The 19,070-nt window shown below is 71.4% G+C and carries 10 protein-coding genes and 1 pseudogene; 3 read left to right on the forward strand and 8 right to left on the reverse strand.

Features of this window, described 5'->3' with window-relative positions:
• Positions 1–171: 171 nt before the first annotated feature.
• Positions 172–9,564 (forward strand): RHS repeat-associated core domain-containing protein, encoded by a 9,393-nt coding sequence (locus tag U5C87_RS06665; protein ID WP_330475836.1) that lies wholly within the window; start codon positions 172–174, stop codon positions 9,562–9,564.
• Positions 9,565–9,647: 83 nt separating this feature from the next.
• Here U5C87_RS06665 and U5C87_RS06670 read toward each other — a convergent pair whose 3' ends face one another.
• From U5C87_RS06670 to U5C87_RS06680, 3 genes and pseudogenes are all read right to left on the reverse strand, one after another.
• Positions 9,648–10,019, reverse strand: coding sequence for a hypothetical protein (locus U5C87_RS06670; protein ID WP_330475837.1), 372 nt, complete (start codon positions 10,017–10,019; stop codon positions 9,648–9,650).
• An 81-nt stretch (positions 10,020–10,100) separates the two neighbouring features.
• Positions 10,101–11,468: a ferredoxin reductase family protein gene (locus U5C87_RS06675; protein WP_330475838.1), complete on the reverse strand. Its 1,368-nt coding sequence runs from the start codon at positions 11,466–11,468 to the stop codon at positions 10,101–10,103.
• 217 nt (positions 11,469–11,685) lie between these two features.
• Positions 11,686–11,934, reverse strand: a pseudogene (locus tag U5C87_RS06680) (DUF5655 domain-containing protein); the annotation flags it as partial.
• Between the two features lie 199 nt (positions 11,935–12,133).
• Here U5C87_RS06680 and U5C87_RS06685 point away from each other — a divergent pair.
• Both U5C87_RS06685 and U5C87_RS06690 read left to right on the forward strand, forming a co-directional pair.
• Positions 12,134–13,717 (forward strand): alkaline phosphatase PhoX, encoded by a 1,584-nt coding sequence (locus U5C87_RS06685; RefSeq protein ID WP_330475839.1) that lies wholly within the window; start codon positions 12,134–12,136, stop codon positions 13,715–13,717.
• A gap of 108 nt (positions 13,718–13,825) precedes the next feature.
• On the forward strand, positions 13,826–14,485 hold the full coding sequence (locus tag U5C87_RS06690) for a VOC family protein (RefSeq protein WP_330475840.1): 660 nt from the start codon (positions 13,826–13,828) through the stop codon (positions 14,483–14,485).
• A 7-nt stretch (positions 14,486–14,492) separates the two neighbouring features.
• Here the strand turns inward: U5C87_RS06690 and U5C87_RS06695 are convergent, their stop codons facing one another.
• The 5 genes from U5C87_RS06695 to U5C87_RS06715 form a co-directional block, all read right to left on the reverse strand.
• A complete protein-coding gene (locus U5C87_RS06695) occupies positions 14,493–15,329 on the reverse strand; it encodes an alpha/beta fold hydrolase (RefSeq protein ID WP_330475841.1) in 837 nt (278 codons plus the stop codon).
• A gap of 73 nt (positions 15,330–15,402) precedes the next feature.
• Complete coding sequence (locus U5C87_RS06700; RefSeq protein ID WP_330475842.1) at positions 15,403–16,143, reverse strand: alpha/beta fold hydrolase; 741 nt, start codon at positions 16,141–16,143, stop codon at positions 15,403–15,405.
• A 337-nt stretch (positions 16,144–16,480) separates the two neighbouring features.
• Positions 16,481–17,329 carry an SCO6745 family protein gene (locus U5C87_RS06705; protein ID WP_330475843.1) on the reverse strand — a complete coding sequence of 283 codons (849 nt, stop codon included), beginning with the start codon at positions 17,327–17,329 and terminating at the stop codon, positions 16,481–16,483.
• A 24-nt stretch (positions 17,330–17,353) separates the two neighbouring features.
• Positions 17,354–18,142, reverse strand: coding sequence for an ABC transporter permease subunit (locus U5C87_RS06710; RefSeq protein WP_330475844.1), 789 nt, complete (start codon positions 18,140–18,142; stop codon positions 17,354–17,356).
• A complete protein-coding gene (locus tag U5C87_RS06715) occupies positions 18,132–19,067 on the reverse strand; it encodes an ABC transporter ATP-binding protein (protein ID WP_330475845.1) in 936 nt (311 codons plus the stop codon). Before U5C87_RS06715 ends, U5C87_RS06710 begins: the two co-directional genes overlap by 11 nt.
• Positions 19,068–19,070: the final 3 nt, after the last annotated feature.

Below are 19,070 nucleotides of genomic sequence, written 5' to 3' on the forward strand. Positions count from 1 at the left end.
ATGCTGGCCGACGCCCCGGGAGACCCCTCACTCCAGGCCGCCCCTCGCCGACCCACCTGCGTCCCACCGAGGACGTGCACCTCGCCGCTGCTGCTCCACGAGCCGTGGCGCTCGCGGGCCCACCCACCTGGGGCCCGTGTGACTCGGGGAGTAGCAACCGGGAGCCTCGCCATGCCCTCACGCCGCCCTCTCGTCGACGACGCCACCCACCGCTCGCACCACCGCCCGCACCGACGCCGCAGCTTCCGGGCCGTCGTCCTCGCGGCGCTGCTCGCGCTGACGACGGCGATCCCGATGGCGGTCGCGGGCAGTCCCGGCGGCGGCATCATCGACTCGACGCTGCCGGGCATCGCCCCGACGACGCCGCAGGAGATCGGTGACGGCTCGACCGCCGACCTGCTCTACGCCGACGTCACCGAGGGCCTGTCGCGGATGATGCCGCCCGAGGCGAACCCGAGCGGCACGGCCGAGCTGACCTATCCCATCGAGCTGCCCAAGGGCCGCGGCATGACGCCCGACGTCAGCCTCAGCTACAGCTCCGAGGGCGGCCCGTCCTGGGCCGGGCTCGGCTGGGACCTGACGCCGCCCGAGGTCGCCGTGGACACCTCTTTCGGCGCCCCGCGCTTCTGCGACGGCACGACCAAGAGCCCGCCGTGCGGCAACGTCGAGAGCGAGTCCTACACCCTTGACGGCGACGCCCTCGTGCCCAACGCCGTCAAGGCCGTCCTCGAGCCGCGCATCGCCGAGCGCCAGGACTTCACCCGCAAGGTCGAGACCGAGTTCGAGCAGGTCATCCGGCACGGTGACAAGCCGAGCAACTACTGGTGGGAGGTCCGCGACAAGCAGGGCAACATCCGCTACTACGGCGGCACCCCCGACAGCGGCGGTCCCCTCGGTGAGGCCGGTACTCAGGCAGGCATCGACGACCGCACCCGCGACCCCAAGGGCATCCTCACCGACGCCAACGGCAACGGCGTGCGCTGGTTCCTCACGGCCAAGCGCGACATCGGCGTCAACATGTTCCGCTACGTCTACGACACCGTCACCTACAAGCAGGACGACTCCAAGCCCACGGGCTGGGTCGCCCTCGCCGCGGGCGCGAGCTGCCCCAGCGGACAGGTCTGCCCGAAGCACGTCTACCTCAGCAAGATCCTCTACACCGCCGCCAGCACGGTGAGCGGTGAGCCCGAGGACCCCGCCTACGAGGTGCGGTTCGTCCGCACCCCGGGCGGTCGCACCGACGCCGTCCTCGATGGTCGTGGTGGCGTGCTCGACCTCGACCAGGACGTCCTCACCAACATCGACGTCGTCTACCGCAAGACCAACACGGTCGTCACGCGCTACACCCTGGGCTACGACGCCGACCCGCACTTCGGCAAGACGCGCCTGCGGTCCGTCACGCAGATCGGCTGCAACGGCCTGGCCGCCTGTCCTGCGACGGGACTCAAGCACACCTTCGCCTACTTCGACGACGTCGCGGCCGCCGGAAGCGGCTTCGACACCGCCGCCAAGTGGAACACCGGGGCCAACCCGTCCAGCGGCGGCACCGCCGCCTATATCAACCAGAAGCTGAGCGGCCTCGGGTCGTCGATGACCGATGCCGGGGATGGCAAGATCTACGTCGGCTTCAACCTCGCCGACCCGGAGAAGACCGGGTCGGTCGGCGGCTCGTTCGCCATGAACGGCACGACGAACCGCTCGGTCATCGAGTTCATGGACCTCAACGGCGACGCCCTGCCCGACAAGGTCTACCGAGAGGCGATCTCGGGCACCGGACCCTCGGGCCAGATCCGCTACCAGCTCAACACGAGCCGCCCGACGACGGCGCACACGGCAGACCTCAGCTTCGGCCCGATGCACGTCCTCTCCGGCTTCTCCGACCTGCCCGTCCAGCGCTCCATCGGCATCCAGGGCGGCATCGAGGCCTACTTCGGCGTCTACGGCGTCTTCAACGTCGGTGGCCAGTGGAGCTGGGTCGACAGCTACTTCACCGACGCCAACGGCGACGGCCTCGTCGACCTCGTGAGCGGCACCCAGGTCCTCTTCAACCACCTCGTCTGCGCCCCCGGCGTCACCGGCGTCGAGGCGTGCCAGCCCACCTTCAGCGCGTCCGACGCCCAGACGCGCGTCCCGCTGACCCCGCAGACGGTGCCCGTCAGCGACCCCGCCTTCGAGGCCATGGTCGACCGGCTCCGTGAGGCCGTGCCGCCCATCGACACCGTGCGCCGCTGGACCGCGCCCCTCGACGGCACCGTCACCGTGACCGCCAAGGCCACCCTCGGCACCCCGGTGCCGGACTCCGCCGGCGGCTCCGTCCGCGTCGCCATCCAGAGGGCCGGCACCGAGCTCGGCAGCGCGAGCATCAGCGCCGCCTCGCCGACCTGGCAGCCCGCTGCGCAGACCATCCACGTCGACAAGGGGCAGTCTCTCTACTTCCGCGCGGGCTCGCGCCCCAAGGGCAACGGCGACTCCGTGACGTGGAACGCGACGATCACGTATGCCGGGGGCTCGGCTCCCGATGCCAACGGTCTCGACCAGCGCAGCTACTCCCTGGCCGACGACTTCACCCTGGCCGGCCGGCCGGACCTGTTCACCTCGGTCAGCAACGGCGGCACCGCGCACTTCAGCGCAGCGCTCGACAAGGCCGCCGCCACGACCGACGACCTGCGCCCCGAGGTCGCCGTGCGCAACGGCACCACGAAGGCCGTGACGTCCAGCCCCGTGACCATCACGCCGATCACCTCGTCCGGCGCCACCGACGCGGCCCGCGTCAAGACCGTCACGCAGAACGGCGGCCAGTGGTGCGTCGCCGACCCGACGACGAGCTTCGGCTGCTTCGCCACGCAGGCCGCCGCCAACGCGCGCCTCGGGGTCATCGGCCAGACCGAGACCGGTCGCTTCAGGATCACCGCCGACCCGACCGTCGCGGCACCGATCAAGGACGCGGACGGCGTCGTCACGGCATACGACTCCGTGCGCACGCGCGTGCTCGTCGACAGCCCGATCGACCTCTCCACCATCTCGTGGGTCGAGGCGGGCAAGCTCTGCTTCCTCAGCGGCGGCAGCTGCGACGCGTCCAAGACGACGGTCACGCCGCACATGGACCTCGACACCTACCCGCTGACCACGCGGGGCGCTCCCGCGAGCGCCTGGACCTCGACGCTCGGCCGCACCGTGACGCCGACGCTGACCGGCACCCGCGACAGCGACAACCCCGGTGGCGAGGTCGTCGTGACGGCCAAGACGTCGACCGGGCTCGTCTACAAGACGACGTATGCCGTGCCGTCCGGTTCCGGCGCCATCGACAAGGCGCTCCCGGACCTCACGCTCACCAACGGCACGCCCTACTGGTTCGACGTCACGATGCGCAGCCCCGGCCTGTCGTCGCACGTCAGCGGCCTCAACCTGACGATGAAGTGGACCGAGAGCTCCGTCGCCAAGTCCGAGGACGTCCCCCAGACGGTCAACTGGGCCGGCCCGCAGGGCTACTTCCCCGTCGCCTACCGAGGCTGGGCTGCCGCCGGCTACACCGCGACCGGGACCCGCGCCACGACGGCCATCGACGAGGCGGACTTCCGCACGACGACGGCCTCGGGCGACCCCTACGACAACAAGGACGACGCCTGCCAGGCGATGTTCGGGGGGTCGTGCCCGACCGACACGTCGGTCAACGACACCGGCTTCGGCAACTACCCGCCCGGCTCGGGCGCCCCGCCGGAGTTCGACACGAGCAAGGCGACCGCCAACATCCCCAAGGCCTTCGCCTACAACGCCGTCGTCGACCCCGACACGCTCGCGCAGCGCTGGCAGGGCCCCAAGGCCAAGATCTACGCCGGCGAGGACGGCCTGACCGGCTCGGCCCGCTTCGGCGAGGACCTGCCGATCACCGGGGCGGCGAGCAGCGGGGGCACGAGTGCCCCGAACCTGCTCGGCGAGACCGGACCGATCTTCATGCTCATGGCGGGAGTCGGCCCGTTGGGCGGCAGCTTCGCCGCCGGCTGGAGCCGCAGCCTCGTCGACTTCCTCGACATGAACGGTGACGGCTACCCCGACACGGTCCGGCCCGACTCCGTGACCTACACGAACGCCCGCGGCTCGCAGGAGTGCGGCCCGGCCAACGCACGGGTCGCGTGCACCGGCGGTGGCGTCGACGTCGTCGACTCCTCGACCACCCTCGCGGTGTCCGGTGGCTTCGGCGGTGCCCCGATCGGCATCTCCGGCAACAACAAGGGCACGACCAACTCGACGAAGGGCAGCTCCTCGACCAAGGGCAGCAGCGCCTCCGACACCTCCTACGGCGCCAACATCGGCGGGTCCATCGGTGCGGGTGCGAGCTTCACCAACCCGACGTCGCAGAACACCCACCAGGACGACGCCGCGCTCAAGAAGGTCCCGCGCGACGCGACCATCCCGGTGCAGGAGACCCTCAGCGACATCAACGGCGACGGACTGCCCGACCGGATCACCGTCGACGACGACGAGATCCGGGTGCGCCTCAACCTCGGCCACTCCTTCACGCCCCAGTTCCGCTGGACCGTGAGCTCGTTCAGCTCGACGAACTCCTACAGCGGCTCCGTCGGCGCGAGCTTCGGCTTCAACATCGACAACGGCGGCTTCGCCGGCGGCGTCGCCGCCAACTCCAACGTCGACCTGCCCAACGTCTCGTGGGACGACGTCAACGGCGACGGCCTGCTCGATGCCGTCTACAGCGACAACGGCAACGTCAAGGTCGCCTTCAGCAACGGCACCGGGCTCGTCGACCAGGCCGTCTACGGCACGCACCAGAAGTCCGACTTCAACGTGCTCGGCGTCATCAACGTCGACGGCAAGCCACAGATCCGCCAGGACAGCTCCGAGAGCCTCGGCGGCGGCGCCGACGTCACCGTCGGCATCCCGCTCTGCCTCGTCGCCTGCTACCTCATCCTCAACCCCGGCGGGCACTACGAGAACAGCATGACCTCGACCGACGTCGACCTCACCGACGTCAACGGCGACGGCTACGCCGACTCCGTCTCGCGGGTCAAGGGCAGCTCCGACATCAAGGTCGCCCTCAACACCCAGGGCCGCACCAACCTGCTCCAGACGGTGACGACCCCGCTGGGCGGGACCATCGGCCTCGACTACCACCGCGACGGCAACACGACGAGCCACCCCGACAGCCAGTGGGTGCTCGATGACGTCGACGTGAAGTCCAGCCGCGGCGCCGACGGCATCGCCGAGCGCCACAGCACGATCTCCTACGGCGCCACCGCCCAGGACTTCGTCAACCGCACCGACCTCGGCTACGACTCGGTGACCGTCAGCGAGCACTACGTCTCCTACGACCACAGCGCCGACGTCGACCACCCGGCGACGACCGACAAGGTGCGCACGACCGAGCACAAGTACCGCAACGGCTCCGTCTTCGAGTCGGGGCTCGAGTACGAGACGACCGTCTACGACGGCACGACGAGCGGGCCGGTCATGCAGCGCACCCGCACGACGTGGGCGCTGCGCGACCTGGACCGCAACGCGGTGGGTGGCGGCGGTGACTACGCCCCGCTCGATCTCGGCGGCGTCACCGTCGAGCAGCTCCTCGCCCTGCGAGCGACCCCACGCGTCGCGAAGGTCGAGCAGGACTGGTACTCAGGCGGGTCCCTCATGCAGACGACGTCCGTGTCGTATGCCTATGACCGCCTCGGCAACCCCGTCCAGATCACCGACGACGGACTGCCTGGCACGACGGCCGACGACACCGTCGTCGGCATCGCCTACGCCAACTGCGTGACGAGCACGTCGGAGGACATGAACACGTTCTTCGGCTGCGGGCCGACGCTGAAGCCGATCTATCGGCCCGCCAAGGTCGCCCCATTCTGGTCCGACACCAACTGCCAGACGTGGGACAGCCAGCCCGTCGCCCTCACCGTCACCGCGCCGGACGGGACCGTGCTGCGGTCGCGCACCGGCAACACCGCCTACTGCGACAACAACTCGGTGACCGTCCAGCGCGAGTTCCTCACTCTCCCGGGCGGACCCACGCCCGCGAGCTACGCCGAGACCCGGCTGACCTACGACCAGTGGGGCAGCTACAACCGGATCGTCATGCCGCCCGACGCCAAGGGGAAGAGGTATGCCGTCCGCTACGTCTACGACGACGCGAACCACGCGAACGTCGGCACCGTCACCGACTACGCCCTGACGGGCTCCGGCGACCCCGCGGGCACCGACCCGGCCGACACGACCCGCGCCTTCATCGAGGACGACCAGGACCCGGCCGGCGCAGCGGTGGGCCTCACCTCGACGGCCGCCTTCGACGGGCCGACCGGGCGGGTCAGGACCCGGACCGACGCCAACGGCAACGTCACGAGCTACACCTACGACGCCTACAGCCGGGTGCGCACCATCACCTCGCCCGACGGCGGCGTCGCGACGTTCGCCTACCACCCCGACGACGCGCAGTACCCGTACGCGACGGTGACCCACACCGACGAGTTCCACCCGGGCACGACCATCGACACGGCGACGTATGCCGACGGCTCGGGACTCGTCACCGGACGCAAGCGCGACGCCCAGGTCTACGACCCCGTCACCGGTGTCACGGGCTCCGGCTTCGCCGCCGAGGGCGGCTCGGACGTCGACGGCCTCGGCCGCACGGTGCACCAGTGGAAGCCGTTCCTCCAGACCGGCTCGGCGCTCGCCGACTACACGGTCGACACGAGCAACCCCGGCTACGGCCAGGCGACGATCACGACCTTCGACGCCCTCGACCGCACCACGGCGGAACGGCTCTCCAACGGCGCGACGACGCTCACGGCATACGCCCACGAGGCGTACGGCGGCTTCGGCACCGTCGCGACGGTCGACGTCACCGACCCGCTCGGGCGGCACACGAAGACGTGGATGGACGCGCACGACAACGTCCTGCGCAACGAGGACCGCACGGCCGCAGGCGTGTCGCTCTTCACGACCTACGCCTACGACCGGCTCGGGCAGCTGCTCACCGTGAGCTCGCCCGGTGGTCTCGTGACGACCCACACCTACGACCTGCTCGGCCGCAGGACCTCGACGACGACGCCCGACGGTGGGCTCGTCCAGTGGACCTACGACCTCGCCGGCAACAAGACCTCCGAGCAGAGCCCCGTGCTGCGCGAGGAGGGCGACGTCAAGACCGTCTTCGGCTTCGACTTCGGCCTCATGACCTCCATCACCTACCCCGGCGAGAAGCCGGTCACGATGGACTACGGCGGCTACCTCGGCCACTCCACCGCGGGCAACGCCGCCGGCAAGATGGTCCACGTCGAGGACAAGGCACGCGTGCAGACCTTCGGCTACGACGTCAACGGGCGGCTCGCCCAGGACGTCACGACGATGACCGGGCCGCACCCCAACAAGGGCCCGTTCACGACGAGCTACGACAACGACTGGCTCGGCCGGCTCGCGACCGTGTCGCTGCCGGACGGCGAGACCGTGCGCAACGACTACGACACGGGCGGACGGCTCAAGCGCGTCGTCGGCACGAACGACTGCACCGAGCTCGGACGCCTCACGACGTCGGTCGACGCCACCGCGACGACCGTCACCGTCACCGAGTTCCAGCACGGCGACCCCGCCTCCAGCTGGAACCCGACGCTGCCGTTCACGATCCGCCTCGACGGCGAGCAGCTCCGCGTCACCGCGCGGACCCCAGGCACGGTGCCGGGGACGTTCGACTACACCGTCGAGCGCGGCATCAACGGCACCGTCCTGACGCCCACCGCGGCGCCGCACGCCTCCGGTGCCACCGTCCGCGTCGACGTCGCCGTGCCATGCGTGCACAGCTACCTCGACGACCAGCGCTACGACGTCTACGGGCAGACCTCGCAGCGCCGGACCGGCGACGGCGTCGTCGACACGACCTACCGCGACGTCGACACGAGGCGCCTCACCGGTCGGTCGGCGATGTCGCCCGACGGGACCCGGCTGCTGATGAACCTCAAGTACGCCTACGACCTCGTCGGCAACGTGAAGTCGGTGAAGAACCAGCTGCCGCCCGACGTGCCGTCGCTGTTCGGCGGACCGACGTCGCAGACCTACACCTACGACGGCCGCTACCGCCTCACGAACGCGGTCGGCACGTGGGACTACGCGCCGAAGACGACGCGGAACTACACGTGGTCCGCGACGCTCGACGACGCGACGAGCAAGGTGACCCGGATGGCCCAGCGCGACTGGACCGTCGACACCGGGTGCACGAACAAGTGCAAGGAGGCCACGGTCCTCGCCAACAGCTTCGACCGCAGCGCCTACGCCTACGACGCGACCAAGCCGAACCAGGCGACGAAGGTCGTCGACTCGCTCAACAAGCGCACCGAGACGTACGCGTACGACTCGGACGGCGAGCAGACGACCGTCACCAACCCCGACATGATCCGCAACATGACGTGGGACTGGGCGGGCAAGCTCACCGACATCGTCGACAACAACGCCAAGGGCAACGGGCGCAAGACGACGAGCTACGTCTACGACTACGCCGGCCAGCTCGCCATCGAGATCAAGGAGCAGGGCGTCACCTACTACGTGAACCCCTGGGTGACGGTCCGCAACGGCACGATGCTGAAGAACATCTGGGCCGGCAACGACCGCCTCGCCGTCAACATGACGACGACCGGTGACTCGTTCGACCAGAAGGTCTACTTCATGCACAAGGACCTTCAGGGCAGCACGAACATCGTCACCGACCGCGTCGGCACGGTGTTCCAGCACCAGGAGTACTTCCCGACCGGGCAGGTGTGGATCAAGGAGGACAGCACGATCTTCCGGACGCCGTGGCAGTACGCCGGTGGCTACGTCGACGAGGACCACAACCTCATCAACTTCGGTGACCGGTGGTACTCCACGCAGCAGGCGCGCTTCCTCACCGTGGACCCGATCCTCACCGACGACGAGACGGCCCTGGTGGAGAACCCGACGCTGACGACGGCCTACACCTACGGCCAGTCCGACCCGATCGGCTACGTCGACCGCGACGGCCGCGTGCCCAACAAGGCCAACGCCGACGCCATCTCCGTCCTGCGCACCATCGCCTCGCTGAAGCCGGACGGCGACCCGATCACGCAGGCGCAGTCCACCAAGCTGCTCGGCTTCTTCGCCAAGAACACCGACACGCTCCGCGGCCGGGCGACCCTGAGCCTGCTCAAGGGCTTCAACACGGCCCAGGAGCGCAAGGCGAAGTACTTCAACCGGCTCGACTCGCGGCCGGTCCTGGAGTTCGAGCTCGAGGACGGCAAGCTCAAGGCGGTCAAGCTCGGCTTCGGCGTGGGCAAGCGGCTGAAGTTCGAGGTCGCCGACAAGGGCGCCGGCGCCACACCCCAGGCGGCCAGTCCGGTGGCGTCGAACCAGACCGGCGGCTCGGCGGCGGCGACCGGCGGCGACGCCAACGGCCCCGGTGGATCGGGCAAGTCGACTGCGCCGACGACGACGACGGTCGCCGACACGGGATCGTCGGCCACGACCGGCAGCGGCGGGTCCGGGGCGCCGCCGAGCCAGGGCGGCACCAAGCCGGCGACGTCGGCGGGCGCCCAGCCCAAGGGGTCCGAGGGCCAGTAGCGCCTCAGCGCCAGTAGCGCCACCCGTTTGAGGTAGACCCGCCGCAGAATCTGCGGCGGGTCTACCTCAAACCAGTGGTCGGCTCACTGGAGGACGACGAGCAGGACGCCACCGACGGCGACCAGGACCCCGAGCACCACCGGCACGAGCCCGGCACGAGCTCCCTCCCGGCGGGCGCGCAGCCCGTAGACGACGGCGCCTGCGCAGGGCAGGAAGAGGATGAGCAGGGCCGGGATGCCGGCCACGAGGTCTGCCCAGAGCGGCGGCGTGGCTCCGGCGCTGGGGTCGTAGCCGGTCAATGCGTAGATGCCCTGCGCTGCCGCGAACGCGACGAAGAAGAAGACCGGGACGAGCGCGACGGAGATCCAGGCGCGGGTCAGCGGCGCCCGGTCGCGGGGCCCTGGACCGGCTGAAGGGGTGCTGGACGGGGTGGTGGGGCCTGACGTGTCGACCATGGTGCGCCTCCTGTCTCCAGCATCCCGCTCCGCGCGCACGGGAGAGAGGGCCGAAGGTCCCGGTCCCTTCAGGAGCCGCGATCAGCGCAGGTTGTAGTACTCGCGGTGGACGTTGGCGGGCTTGACGCCGGCGCGCACGAGGTCGCGCTGCAGGGCGTTGACCATGGGCTCGGGACCGCAGAGGAAGGCCGACAGCTGCCGTGGCTCGACGCCGACGGTCGCCAGGACGTGCTCGGCGGTCAACCGCGGGTCGGTCGCCGTGTCGACGAGGTGGAGGTGCATCTCCTCGTGGTGCCCGGCGAGGTGGCTGACCTCGTCGGCGAGCGGGGCCGGCCCGCGGGCGGTGTAGAAGAAGTCGACGCGGTGGGGCAGCTCGCCCGGCTTGGCCGACCGCAGCCAGCTGAGCATCGGCGCGACCCCGATGCCGCCCGCCACCCACACCTGGTGCTCGGTGCCCCGGGTGAGGTCGAAGTGACCCTGGGGGCTGCTGATGACGGCCGGCATGCCGGGTGCGACGAGCTCGCCGATGCTGGAGGTGAAGTCGCCGAGGGCGCGCACGGTGATCCGGACCTCCTTCTCCTGCGGGGCGCTCGCGATGGTGAAGGGGTGGCGGTGCCAGCCGTCGCGCGCCTCGAGGTTGACGAGCGCGAACTGCCCGGGCCGGAAGGCGAAGCGGTCGCCGAGCGGCCGCAGCCAGATCTCGAAGGCGGCGTCGTCGATCGGCGCCACCGACGACACCTGGTAGTCGTGGCTCTGCGCGAGACGCCGGGCCAGCAGCTCGCGGTAGAGGTAGAAGGCGAGCCCGATGCCGCCGACCGCCACGTAGGACCAGCGCAGCAGGGGCGAGCCGAAGAGCGTGGCGTCCATGAGCCCGTGCACGAAACCGAAGGCGAGGAAGACGCCGGTCAGCCGGTGGAACCCGCGCCAGAGGCCGTAGCTGCCGACCCAGCGCCCGACCAGCCGGACGGGTGCGGTCTCCATCACCCGCTCCACCGCACCGCGCAGCGGCCGCGGGGTGATCGAGCGCCAGCGCGGGGCGATGGCCCACACGGTGAGGGTCGCGAGGCCGACGATCCCGATCGTGCCGAGCGTCGGCCCGAGCTGGGTGGCGTTCGGGTTGCCCGTCGAGGCGATGTGCACGCCGATGAGGATCGTCCCGGCGATCGCGACCCGCCGGTGCCACACGGCTGCCTTGTCGACGCCGTCGAAGAACTGCTCCACCCAGCGCAGCGTGCTGATGAGGACGAGCCCGACAGACAGGAGCAGCACCCCCTCGGCGCCGATGAGCTGGCCGACGAACTGTCCCACGTCGCCGAGCGGCCGGGCGACCAGCCAGAGAAGCGCGAAGGCGACGACGAGCGCCGCGATCGTCAGTGGGCCGACGAGTCGGGTGATGAGGTGCGCACCCCGGTAGGGCCGCCGGTGCCGCACGGCCGTGTCGATCGCCATGCCCAACACGTACCCTCCCGGAGCCCGTGACCGGCGTGCCGGGATCGCGTATGCCGTGTGGCCGGCCCGGCGCGCCCCGGCACCTCAGCGTGGCGTGGCGGACGCGGCCTCGTACGCCTGGCGCAGCCAGTCCTGCACCTCGGCGTCGACCTGCTCGTGGCGCCGTCAGCTCGAGGTGGTGCATCCACACCCGGGTCGACGGGTGGACGACGGACGTGAACCTCGGCGACGCCAGCTCGCGCGGCAGGGCGAGCGACAGCACGGCGGCCTCCTCGCTCGCGACGTACTGACCCGGCCTCCAGGCGTAGGCGAAGCCACGCCGGCCGTGCCGGAACGCGACCTGGCTCTTCGTCGCGCGGACCTCGACGTCGCCCAGGGCGTGGATGGCGGCGTCGACCGCGGCGAGGACCCCGAGCCCGTCGGGGTGGCCGGCGAAGAGCTCGTCCGGAGTGCTCTCGGTGGGCACAGCACCACGGTAGTCCCGGTCGCCGAGACCGAGTCGAGGTCGCGGTCGCGGCGCGGTCGCCCAGACTTCACCGGCTGGTCCGCCCGATCTCCCACGCCGTTCACGCAATCCGAAGGGTTCTCCCAGACTTCATGGAAAGTGTTGGGGCGTCTGCGAACTCACCCGGACACATGTTCCGAAACCCACGAGAGGCCTCTCCGTGAACACTCCCACCATCCTCAAGGCAGGGCTCGTCGGCACGCTCGCCGCGGCGGCCGCCTTCGCCCTCGGCGGCACGTCCGCGGAGGCGCACGACGGACTGCCCGTCGTCAACGTTCCCCACGCCAACCCGAGGTCCGGCGTGCAGAACAACGTCCTGACGCCGTCGGCGACCCAGACGTCCGTCGCCTGGGGCAACCTGCCGCTCACCAACCCCGACACCGCCAACGGGGTCACGCACTACGGCTACAACACCCTCGACGGCGCGCCGCTGACGCAGACCACGGACGAGGCCCACAAGACGGAGCCCGACAAGAACGTCTACCTCGTCCTCGGCGGCAAGCACTACCTCTACCAGGGCCACGAGATCGGCCCGCGCGGCTACGTCACGCGCATCAACCTCGACGAGAGCGACCCGCTCAAGCGGGTCACGCTCATCTCCGACACCGACACGGCCGGCAACGCCTACCCGACGATCGACGGCATCACGTGGGACCCGTTCACCCAGCAGCTGCTGCTCACGGCCGAGTCGAGCGCGCCCAAGGGCGGCGTCTTCGCCGTCGGCCTCGACGCGAACGGTGACCCGGTCGACGGCGGCAAGGCCACCCGGCTCGCAGCCCTCGGCTCCGGCGGCTTCGAGGGCATCCAGAACGACGCCGACGGCAACGTCTGGATGCTCGAGGACATCGGCGGCAAGGGCGCGAGCGGCGGCAAGGTGCCCAACAGCTTCGCCTACCGCTTCGTCCCGACCGACAAGCACGACCTGACGAAGGGCGGCTCGCTGCAGGCCCTGCAGATCGAGCGCAAGGACGGCACGCCTGCGACCACCGCTGCGCTGCAGGCGAACCCGTCGGACGCGTTCATCAGGCAGCTCCACGCATACGGCTCCTCCTTCGCGACGAAGTGGGTGACGATCCACACGGGGACGACCGAGGCGTTCGACGCCACGGCTGCGGCGAAGGCCGCCGACGCGACGCCGATGAAGCGCCCCGAGAACGGCGTCTTCCGTCCCGGCACCGGCTTCCGGGAGTTCTACTTCACCGAGACGGGTGACACGAGCACGTCGAGCACGCTTCCCGGCGCCTACGGTGGCGTCTTCCGCATCTCGCAGAAGAGCCCGAGCGCCGACACCGGGCGCATCTCGATCGCCGCGGTCGGCGACGAGGAGCACACCGGCTTCGACAACATCACCTTCGCCACGAAGGACGACCTGCTCGTCGTCGAGGACGCCGGCGACGGCCTGCACACGCAGCGGGGCGCGCTCGACTCGGGCTACGTCTTCCGCCTCGGCGACAGCCGTGAGGACGAGGGGTCGTATGCCGCGGGCCGCGGCCACGCTCCCCGCCCGGTCCGCTTCCTCGCCGAGGGCCGCGACGCGTCGGCGACGTTCGACTCGATTTGCGGCCCGTCCTACAACGACGGCGACAACGAGATCACCGGCATCCACGTCTCCGACGGTGACGCCTCGGTCGGCGGCCTGCTCGGCGCCAAGCTGCCCCAGCCCACGACGTCGCCGGCCTGGCGCACGTTCTGGACCCAGCAGCACGGCGACAACACGACGTGGGAGATCCGCTGGAACGGCTGACTCCGTCCTGACCACCTGTTTGAGGTATGCCCGCCGCAGCTCCCGCGGCGGGCATACCTCATTCCGCTACGGGCGCCGGCCGTGGGCGACGCGGGCTACGGTCGGGCCATGGCCGACAAGCTCTCCCGTCGGGCGGCGTCCGACGCCCTGCCCACCTGGCGTTTCCTGCTCCAGCGCATGCACCTCACGGTGCGCGCGCCCGACGCGGCGGCCGCCTTCGGCTTCGTGGCGCGGGTCGGCGAGGTGACGGCCGCGCTCGGTCGCGGTCCGGACGTCGACGTGCGTGGCGACGTCGTGCACCTCGCCGTGTCCACCCCCTCGGTGGGTGGCGTCACCGACGACGACATCGCCGTGGGGCACGCCGTCGACGCCGTCGTCGCGGAGCTGGGGCTCGCGTCCGAGCCGGGCACGCTGACGGTCGTCGAGGTCGCCATCGACGCCATGGACATCGACGCGGTGCGGCCCTTCTGGGACGCCGTGCTCGGCTGGGACGTCGTCGCCCGCGACGACCTCCAGGACCCGCTGCGCCTCGGCCCGGCGGTGTGGTTCCAGCAGATGGACGAGCCACGGCCGCAACGCAACCGGATCCACCTCGACGTCACCGTCGCCCACGACGAGGCACCCGGCCGCATCGAGCGCGCCCTCGCAGCGGGCGGCCGTCTCGTGTCCGACGACAGGGCCCCCGCCTTCTGGATCCTCGCCGACCCCGAGGGCAACGAGGCCTGCGTCTGCACGTGGCAGGGGCGCGACCCCGCTCCGCCGGCCTGAGACGCGCTCAGTCGGAGAGGGCCTCGGTGACGAGGTGCGCGAAGAGTGCCGGGTCGTCGACCCACGGGAAGTGGGCGGCGCCGGGCTGCACCACGCACCGCCCGTCGGGGAAGAGGGCCGCGAGCTGCTCACCGAGGTCCGGCCCGGGCATGAGGTCGAGCTCGCCGACGAGGACCCGCACCGGAGCGGTCACGGCGCCGACGGCGCGCCGGGTCTGCTCGACGTCCGGGAGCTCGCTCCGGAACGCCCGGGTGCCTTCGGGGTTGCGCTGCGCGCCGTCCGTCGCTGCGTGTCGACGGGCCGCGTCGGTCCAGGGGCCGTAGAGGAAGGGCGACATCGCCTGTCGGGTCTCGGGCGTGCTGTCGTTGGCGTCGAGCGCGACCTTGGCGTCGGCGAACCACGGCTCCTCTGCGCGCAGCCTTACCCTGGCGTCCCACTCATCGTCGGTCACGTCGAGCCCGACCGCCGAGCTGGCCGGGGTGACGAGCACGAGCCGCCCGACCCGGGCCGGGTGGCGGGCGGCGTGCAGCAGGGCGACCGAGCACCCCGCCGAGTGCGCGAGCAGGTCCAGCGTCTCGAGGCCCAGGTGCTCGCGCAGCGCCTCGAGGTCGTCGGCGAGGCGAGAGGCGGCGTATGCCGTGTGGTCGGCCGGGCGCGGCGACGCCCCGGTGCCGCGCGGGTCGGGGATGACGATCGAGCGGTGCGCGGCCTCGGCGAGGCCGCCGAGGTCGCCCAGGTAGGCGGCGTCCCGGGCCGGGCCGCCCGGCCACACGACGAGCGGCTCGCCCGATCCCTCGACACGGTAGGCGAGCTCGGTGCCGTCGTAGGACGGGAAGGTCGGCATGGGTCCAACGTGCCAGAGGCGCCCCCGGTTGCGCGCCCCGGTTTCCGTGGCGGACGGGCAGCGTGGAGCCGGCTCAGCCGGCGTGGGCCGCGTCCTGCACGGCATCCTCGGCGGCCAGGGCGAGGAGGTCGGCCACCGCGTCGGGATGGGTGAAGAGATTGTTGTGCGAGCCGTCGAGCAGGGAGGTGCGCACGCTCGGGGCGCTGCGTGCCGAGCATGCCAGGCGGTCCAGCCACGGGACCGGCACGAAGGCGTCGTGCACGCCCGCCGTGACCGTCAGTGGCACGGGCAGGTGGCTGATGCGCTGCTCCGGTGCGTCGCGCAGTCCCGAGTGCAGCATCGCGACGATGCCCGTCCGGCCGCGGTAGAGCTCGCCAGGGTCCAGCTCCGCCGGACCGTCGTCGCGGTAGGCGAGGGGAGTGGCCGCGGCCAGTCGCCACAGCCGGCGCTGCTCGGGCGCGAACGTCGTGCCGGCCAGCACGACGGCGAGGGCGCGTCGCCGGGCGCTGAGGGCGAGGCCGGTGGTCAGCGCGGCCTGCCCTCCGGTCGAGTGGCCGAGCACGACGACCGGGCGTCCGCTCGCCGTCTCCTCGACCCAGCGGGCCGCGGTGAGCCCGATGGCGTGGATCGACGGGCGCGTCGGCCACGGGCGGCTCGACCCGAAGCCTGGCAGGTCGAGCACGGCGGCGTCGAGCCCTCGCGCGACGACGGCGCGTGCCGTCGGCAACGTGTAGAAGGGGAGCCCGAGACCCGGCACGATGACGACGAGCGGCCCTGTGCTGGAACGCTGTTCGCCGACGGTCAGTGATCGCACGACTCGACCCCGCACCGTCGTCAGGTGCTCGCGGACGTCTGGTCCCACTCGGTCCCGAGTCATGATCGACCAGGGGGCCTCGGTGGCGCAGCCCCCAGCGGCCGCCCCGTGCTGGACCGGACGACGGTCTCGCCCGCGAGCCGCTCGGCGTCCCGGCGCACGCGCGCGCCGCCGGCACGTGCGGCGGCGTGCTCCGTCGTGACCTTCTCGCGTCCCACGCCGCGACTCTAGAGCGCTCCACCAGCTTCGGTCCGGTCCTTGACGCCCCGCGTGGCGTGCGGGTTCACCGGGGCCACCGGCAGAGCGATCAGGTCCGGATCTGCGAGGTGCGGAGCGGTCAACCGCGGGAGCTGATCCACTCGGGGAGGATGCCGCTCCCGATGGCCGCAGCCCGCAGCGGCGCGGCGAGCTCCGCGACCCGGCGCGTGCCGTCGAGCCCGAGGTGCGCCCATCCTTCGACGGCCATCCGGTCCGTCTCGCGCTCGAGGTCCTTGCGGAAGGCGAGGCCCTCGTCGGTGAGCGTGTCGCCGTCGACGAGGCCGCGCTCGCGGAGTCGCTCGGTCGCCGCGGCCCACTCCTCGTCGGACCAGCCACGGCTCGACCGCATGAAGCCGGTGTTGCCGGCGAAGAGCCCGCCGACGACGATCGACTCGACCGGGTCGAGGCCGGCACGCAGCAGGGCCGCCACGTGCCCGTCGCCGCGGTGCTCGCGGATCAGGGTCGCGGCGTGCCACAGCGCGAGGCGCGGCTCGTCGGGCCACGCGAGCCCGGCGTGAGCGGCATACAAAGGGCGACCGTGAGCGGTCAGGCCGGCGCAGACGGTGCGGGCGAGGTCGAGCAGCTCGCTGACGTCGGCATCTGCGACGACACGGTCGAGCACGACCGCCATGCCGTCGCGGCGAGCCTGCTGCACCTGCTCCGGGCTCGCGACCGACCACGACGCCGGTAGCGCCTTGGCGTGCAGCCACGGCGCGAAGACGTAGAAGGTCGCGGTCGGCACCTCGGGCCCGACCGCACCGAAGGCGGCCGACCGGGCGGCGAAGTAGCTGAGGCGCGGGTGCAGGCCGAGGGCCACGAAGGCGTCGCGCACGTCGTCGGCGAAGTAGCCGAGCACGTGCACGGTCTCGAGGGCGCCCCAGGCCTGACGGGAGGCGCGGATGAGGTCGACGTCGTCGGTGCGGCTCATGCCCAGCACCCTAGGCGGGCTGCCTCACCGCACGTCCATCCGGTCGACCGCCCACACGCAGGCTGTCGCCAGGCCGCCGATGCACAGCACCAGCGTCCACGTCGCCGCGGCCCCGATGCCACGGGTGAGTGGCTCGCCACCGAGGGCCCAGTAGAACGGTGACAGCCACCGGACGGCATGGACCCAGTGCACGACGGGTGCCAGCGCACTGAGGACGTAGGAGAGTGCGGCCACGGCCGAGGTGACGCCGAGGGCGGTGGTCCGGCTGCTCGACAGCGCGCCGACGACCAACGCGAGGAGTCCGAACACGATCCCGAGGCCGATGACCGCGGCCGTCGCGGCGACCAGCGGCCCCGTCGCGAGGTAGATGTCGGAGCGACGGCCCGCGACGGCGGCCAGCATCGTCACGGCCGCGACCGGTGTGGCGATGACGACGAGGCCCAAGATCTTCTGCACGGCGAGCGAGACCCGGCCCAGGGGGAGGGCCGCCGTGAGCCCGAGCACCCCGTCCTCGTCCTGGCCGGCCACGGCGGAGGCGCCGTAGCCGATCGTCATGAGGAGCACGACGAGCGGCAGGAAGTTGGCGTAGATGTTGGCGTTCATCCATCCGTCCGGGGACGTCAGGGGTCCGCTGACGCCGAGCAGGGCGGACAGGGACGAGTTGCCCGAGGTGATGGCGTCGAGACCCGTGTCGCCCTTGAAGGTCGGGTAGAGCGCCACGACCAGCACGGCATACGCCCCCATCCCGACGGTGTAGCCCACGAGCCCGCGACGCCGCAGCCGGACGTCGAGGCGCATCAGGTCAGTGCGCATGGTCCTTCTCCTCGGTGAGGGGGTCGTAGTAGCGCAGGAAGAGCTCCTCGAGATCCACCGGCCGAGCCGTGATGCCGGTGACGTCGTCGGACACGGCCGCGCGGAGGACGGCCGACACCGGTCCGGTGACGCCCAACGTGACGTCCCGCTCGCCCTGGGCGGTCACGCTGACCCCCGGCAGGTCGGCGAAGCGGGTCCGCGGTGGGTGTGCGAAACGCAGCTCGATGACCTGGGGCGCCGTGCGTCGTAGCCCGTCGACCGTGTCGACGGCCACCACGTGGCCCTCGCGGATGATCGCCACGGTGGAAGCGAGCCGCTGGACCTCGTCGAGGTCGTGCGAGGAGAGGAAGACCGTGGCCCCGTCGGCCGACACCTCTTGGACGAGGCGCGAGAACTCCTCTTGCAGAAGGGGGTCCAAGCCAGAGGTCGGCTCGTCGAGGATGAGGAGGCGAGGGCGGTGCATGAAGGCCAGGACGAGCCCGATCTTCTGTCGGTTGCCCTTCGACAGCGCCCGCACCGGGCGGTCGACCTCGGCGCCGAACCGCTCGATCAGGCTGTCCCGCCAGGCCGTGCTCCGCAGGTCGCGCGCTCCGCCGAGCCGCTCCAGCGTCTCGCGCCCCGTCAGGCGGGGGAAGAGCGCCAGCTCGCCGGGCAGGTAGCCGACGTCGCGGCGCACCGCGGCGCCGTCGGCGACCGGATCGAGCCCCAGGACCCGTGCGACGCCGCGGCTCGGGCGCTGGAGACCCATGAGCAGGCGGATCGTCGTGGACTTGCCGGCCCCGTTGGGCCCGAGGAACCCGAAGACCTCCCCGTCCGGGACCTCGATCGTGACGCCCTCGATGCCTCGGCGGGTGCCGAAGCGTTTGGTCAGGTCGTCGGTGCGGATGGCGGGGGTGTCCCCGCACGCGTGACCGACGAGAGCCATGGC

Origin of the sequence: Terrabacter sp. C0L_2 (assembly GCF_036352015.1) — a bacterium.
In the GTDB taxonomy this organism is placed as follows: Bacteria; Actinomycetota; Actinomycetes; order Actinomycetales; family Dermatophilaceae; genus Terrabacter; species Terrabacter tumescens.

Excerpts from the sequence above, each read along its gene's own strand:
- U5C87_RS06690 (WP_330475840.1), top strand. The coding sequence starts at position 13,826 with ATGGCCGACAAGCTCTCCCGTCGGGCGGCGTCCGACGCCCTGCCCACC.
- U5C87_RS06675 (WP_330475838.1), bottom strand. The coding sequence starts at position 11,468 with ATGGCGATCGACACGGCCGTGCGGCACCGGCGGCCCTACCGGGGTGCG.
- U5C87_RS06670 (WP_330475837.1), bottom strand. The coding sequence starts at position 10,019 with ATGGTCGACACGTCAGGCCCCACCACCCCGTCCAGCACCCCTTCAGCC.
- U5C87_RS06715 (WP_330475845.1), bottom strand. The coding sequence starts at position 19,067 with ATGGCTCTCGTCGGTCACGCGTGCGGGGACACCCCCGCCATCCGCACC.
- U5C87_RS06665 (WP_330475836.1), top strand. The coding sequence starts at position 172 with ATGCCCTCACGCCGCCCTCTCGTCGACGACGCCACCCACCGCTCGCAC.
- U5C87_RS06710 (WP_330475844.1), bottom strand. The coding sequence starts at position 18,142 with ATGCGCACTGACCTGATGCGCCTCGACGTCCGGCTGCGGCGTCGCGGG.
- U5C87_RS06705 (WP_330475843.1), bottom strand. The coding sequence starts at position 17,329 with ATGAGCCGCACCGACGACGTCGACCTCATCCGCGCCTCCCGTCAGGCC.
- U5C87_RS06695 (WP_330475841.1), bottom strand. The coding sequence starts at position 15,329 with ATGCCGACCTTCCCGTCCTACGACGGCACCGAGCTCGCCTACCGTGTC.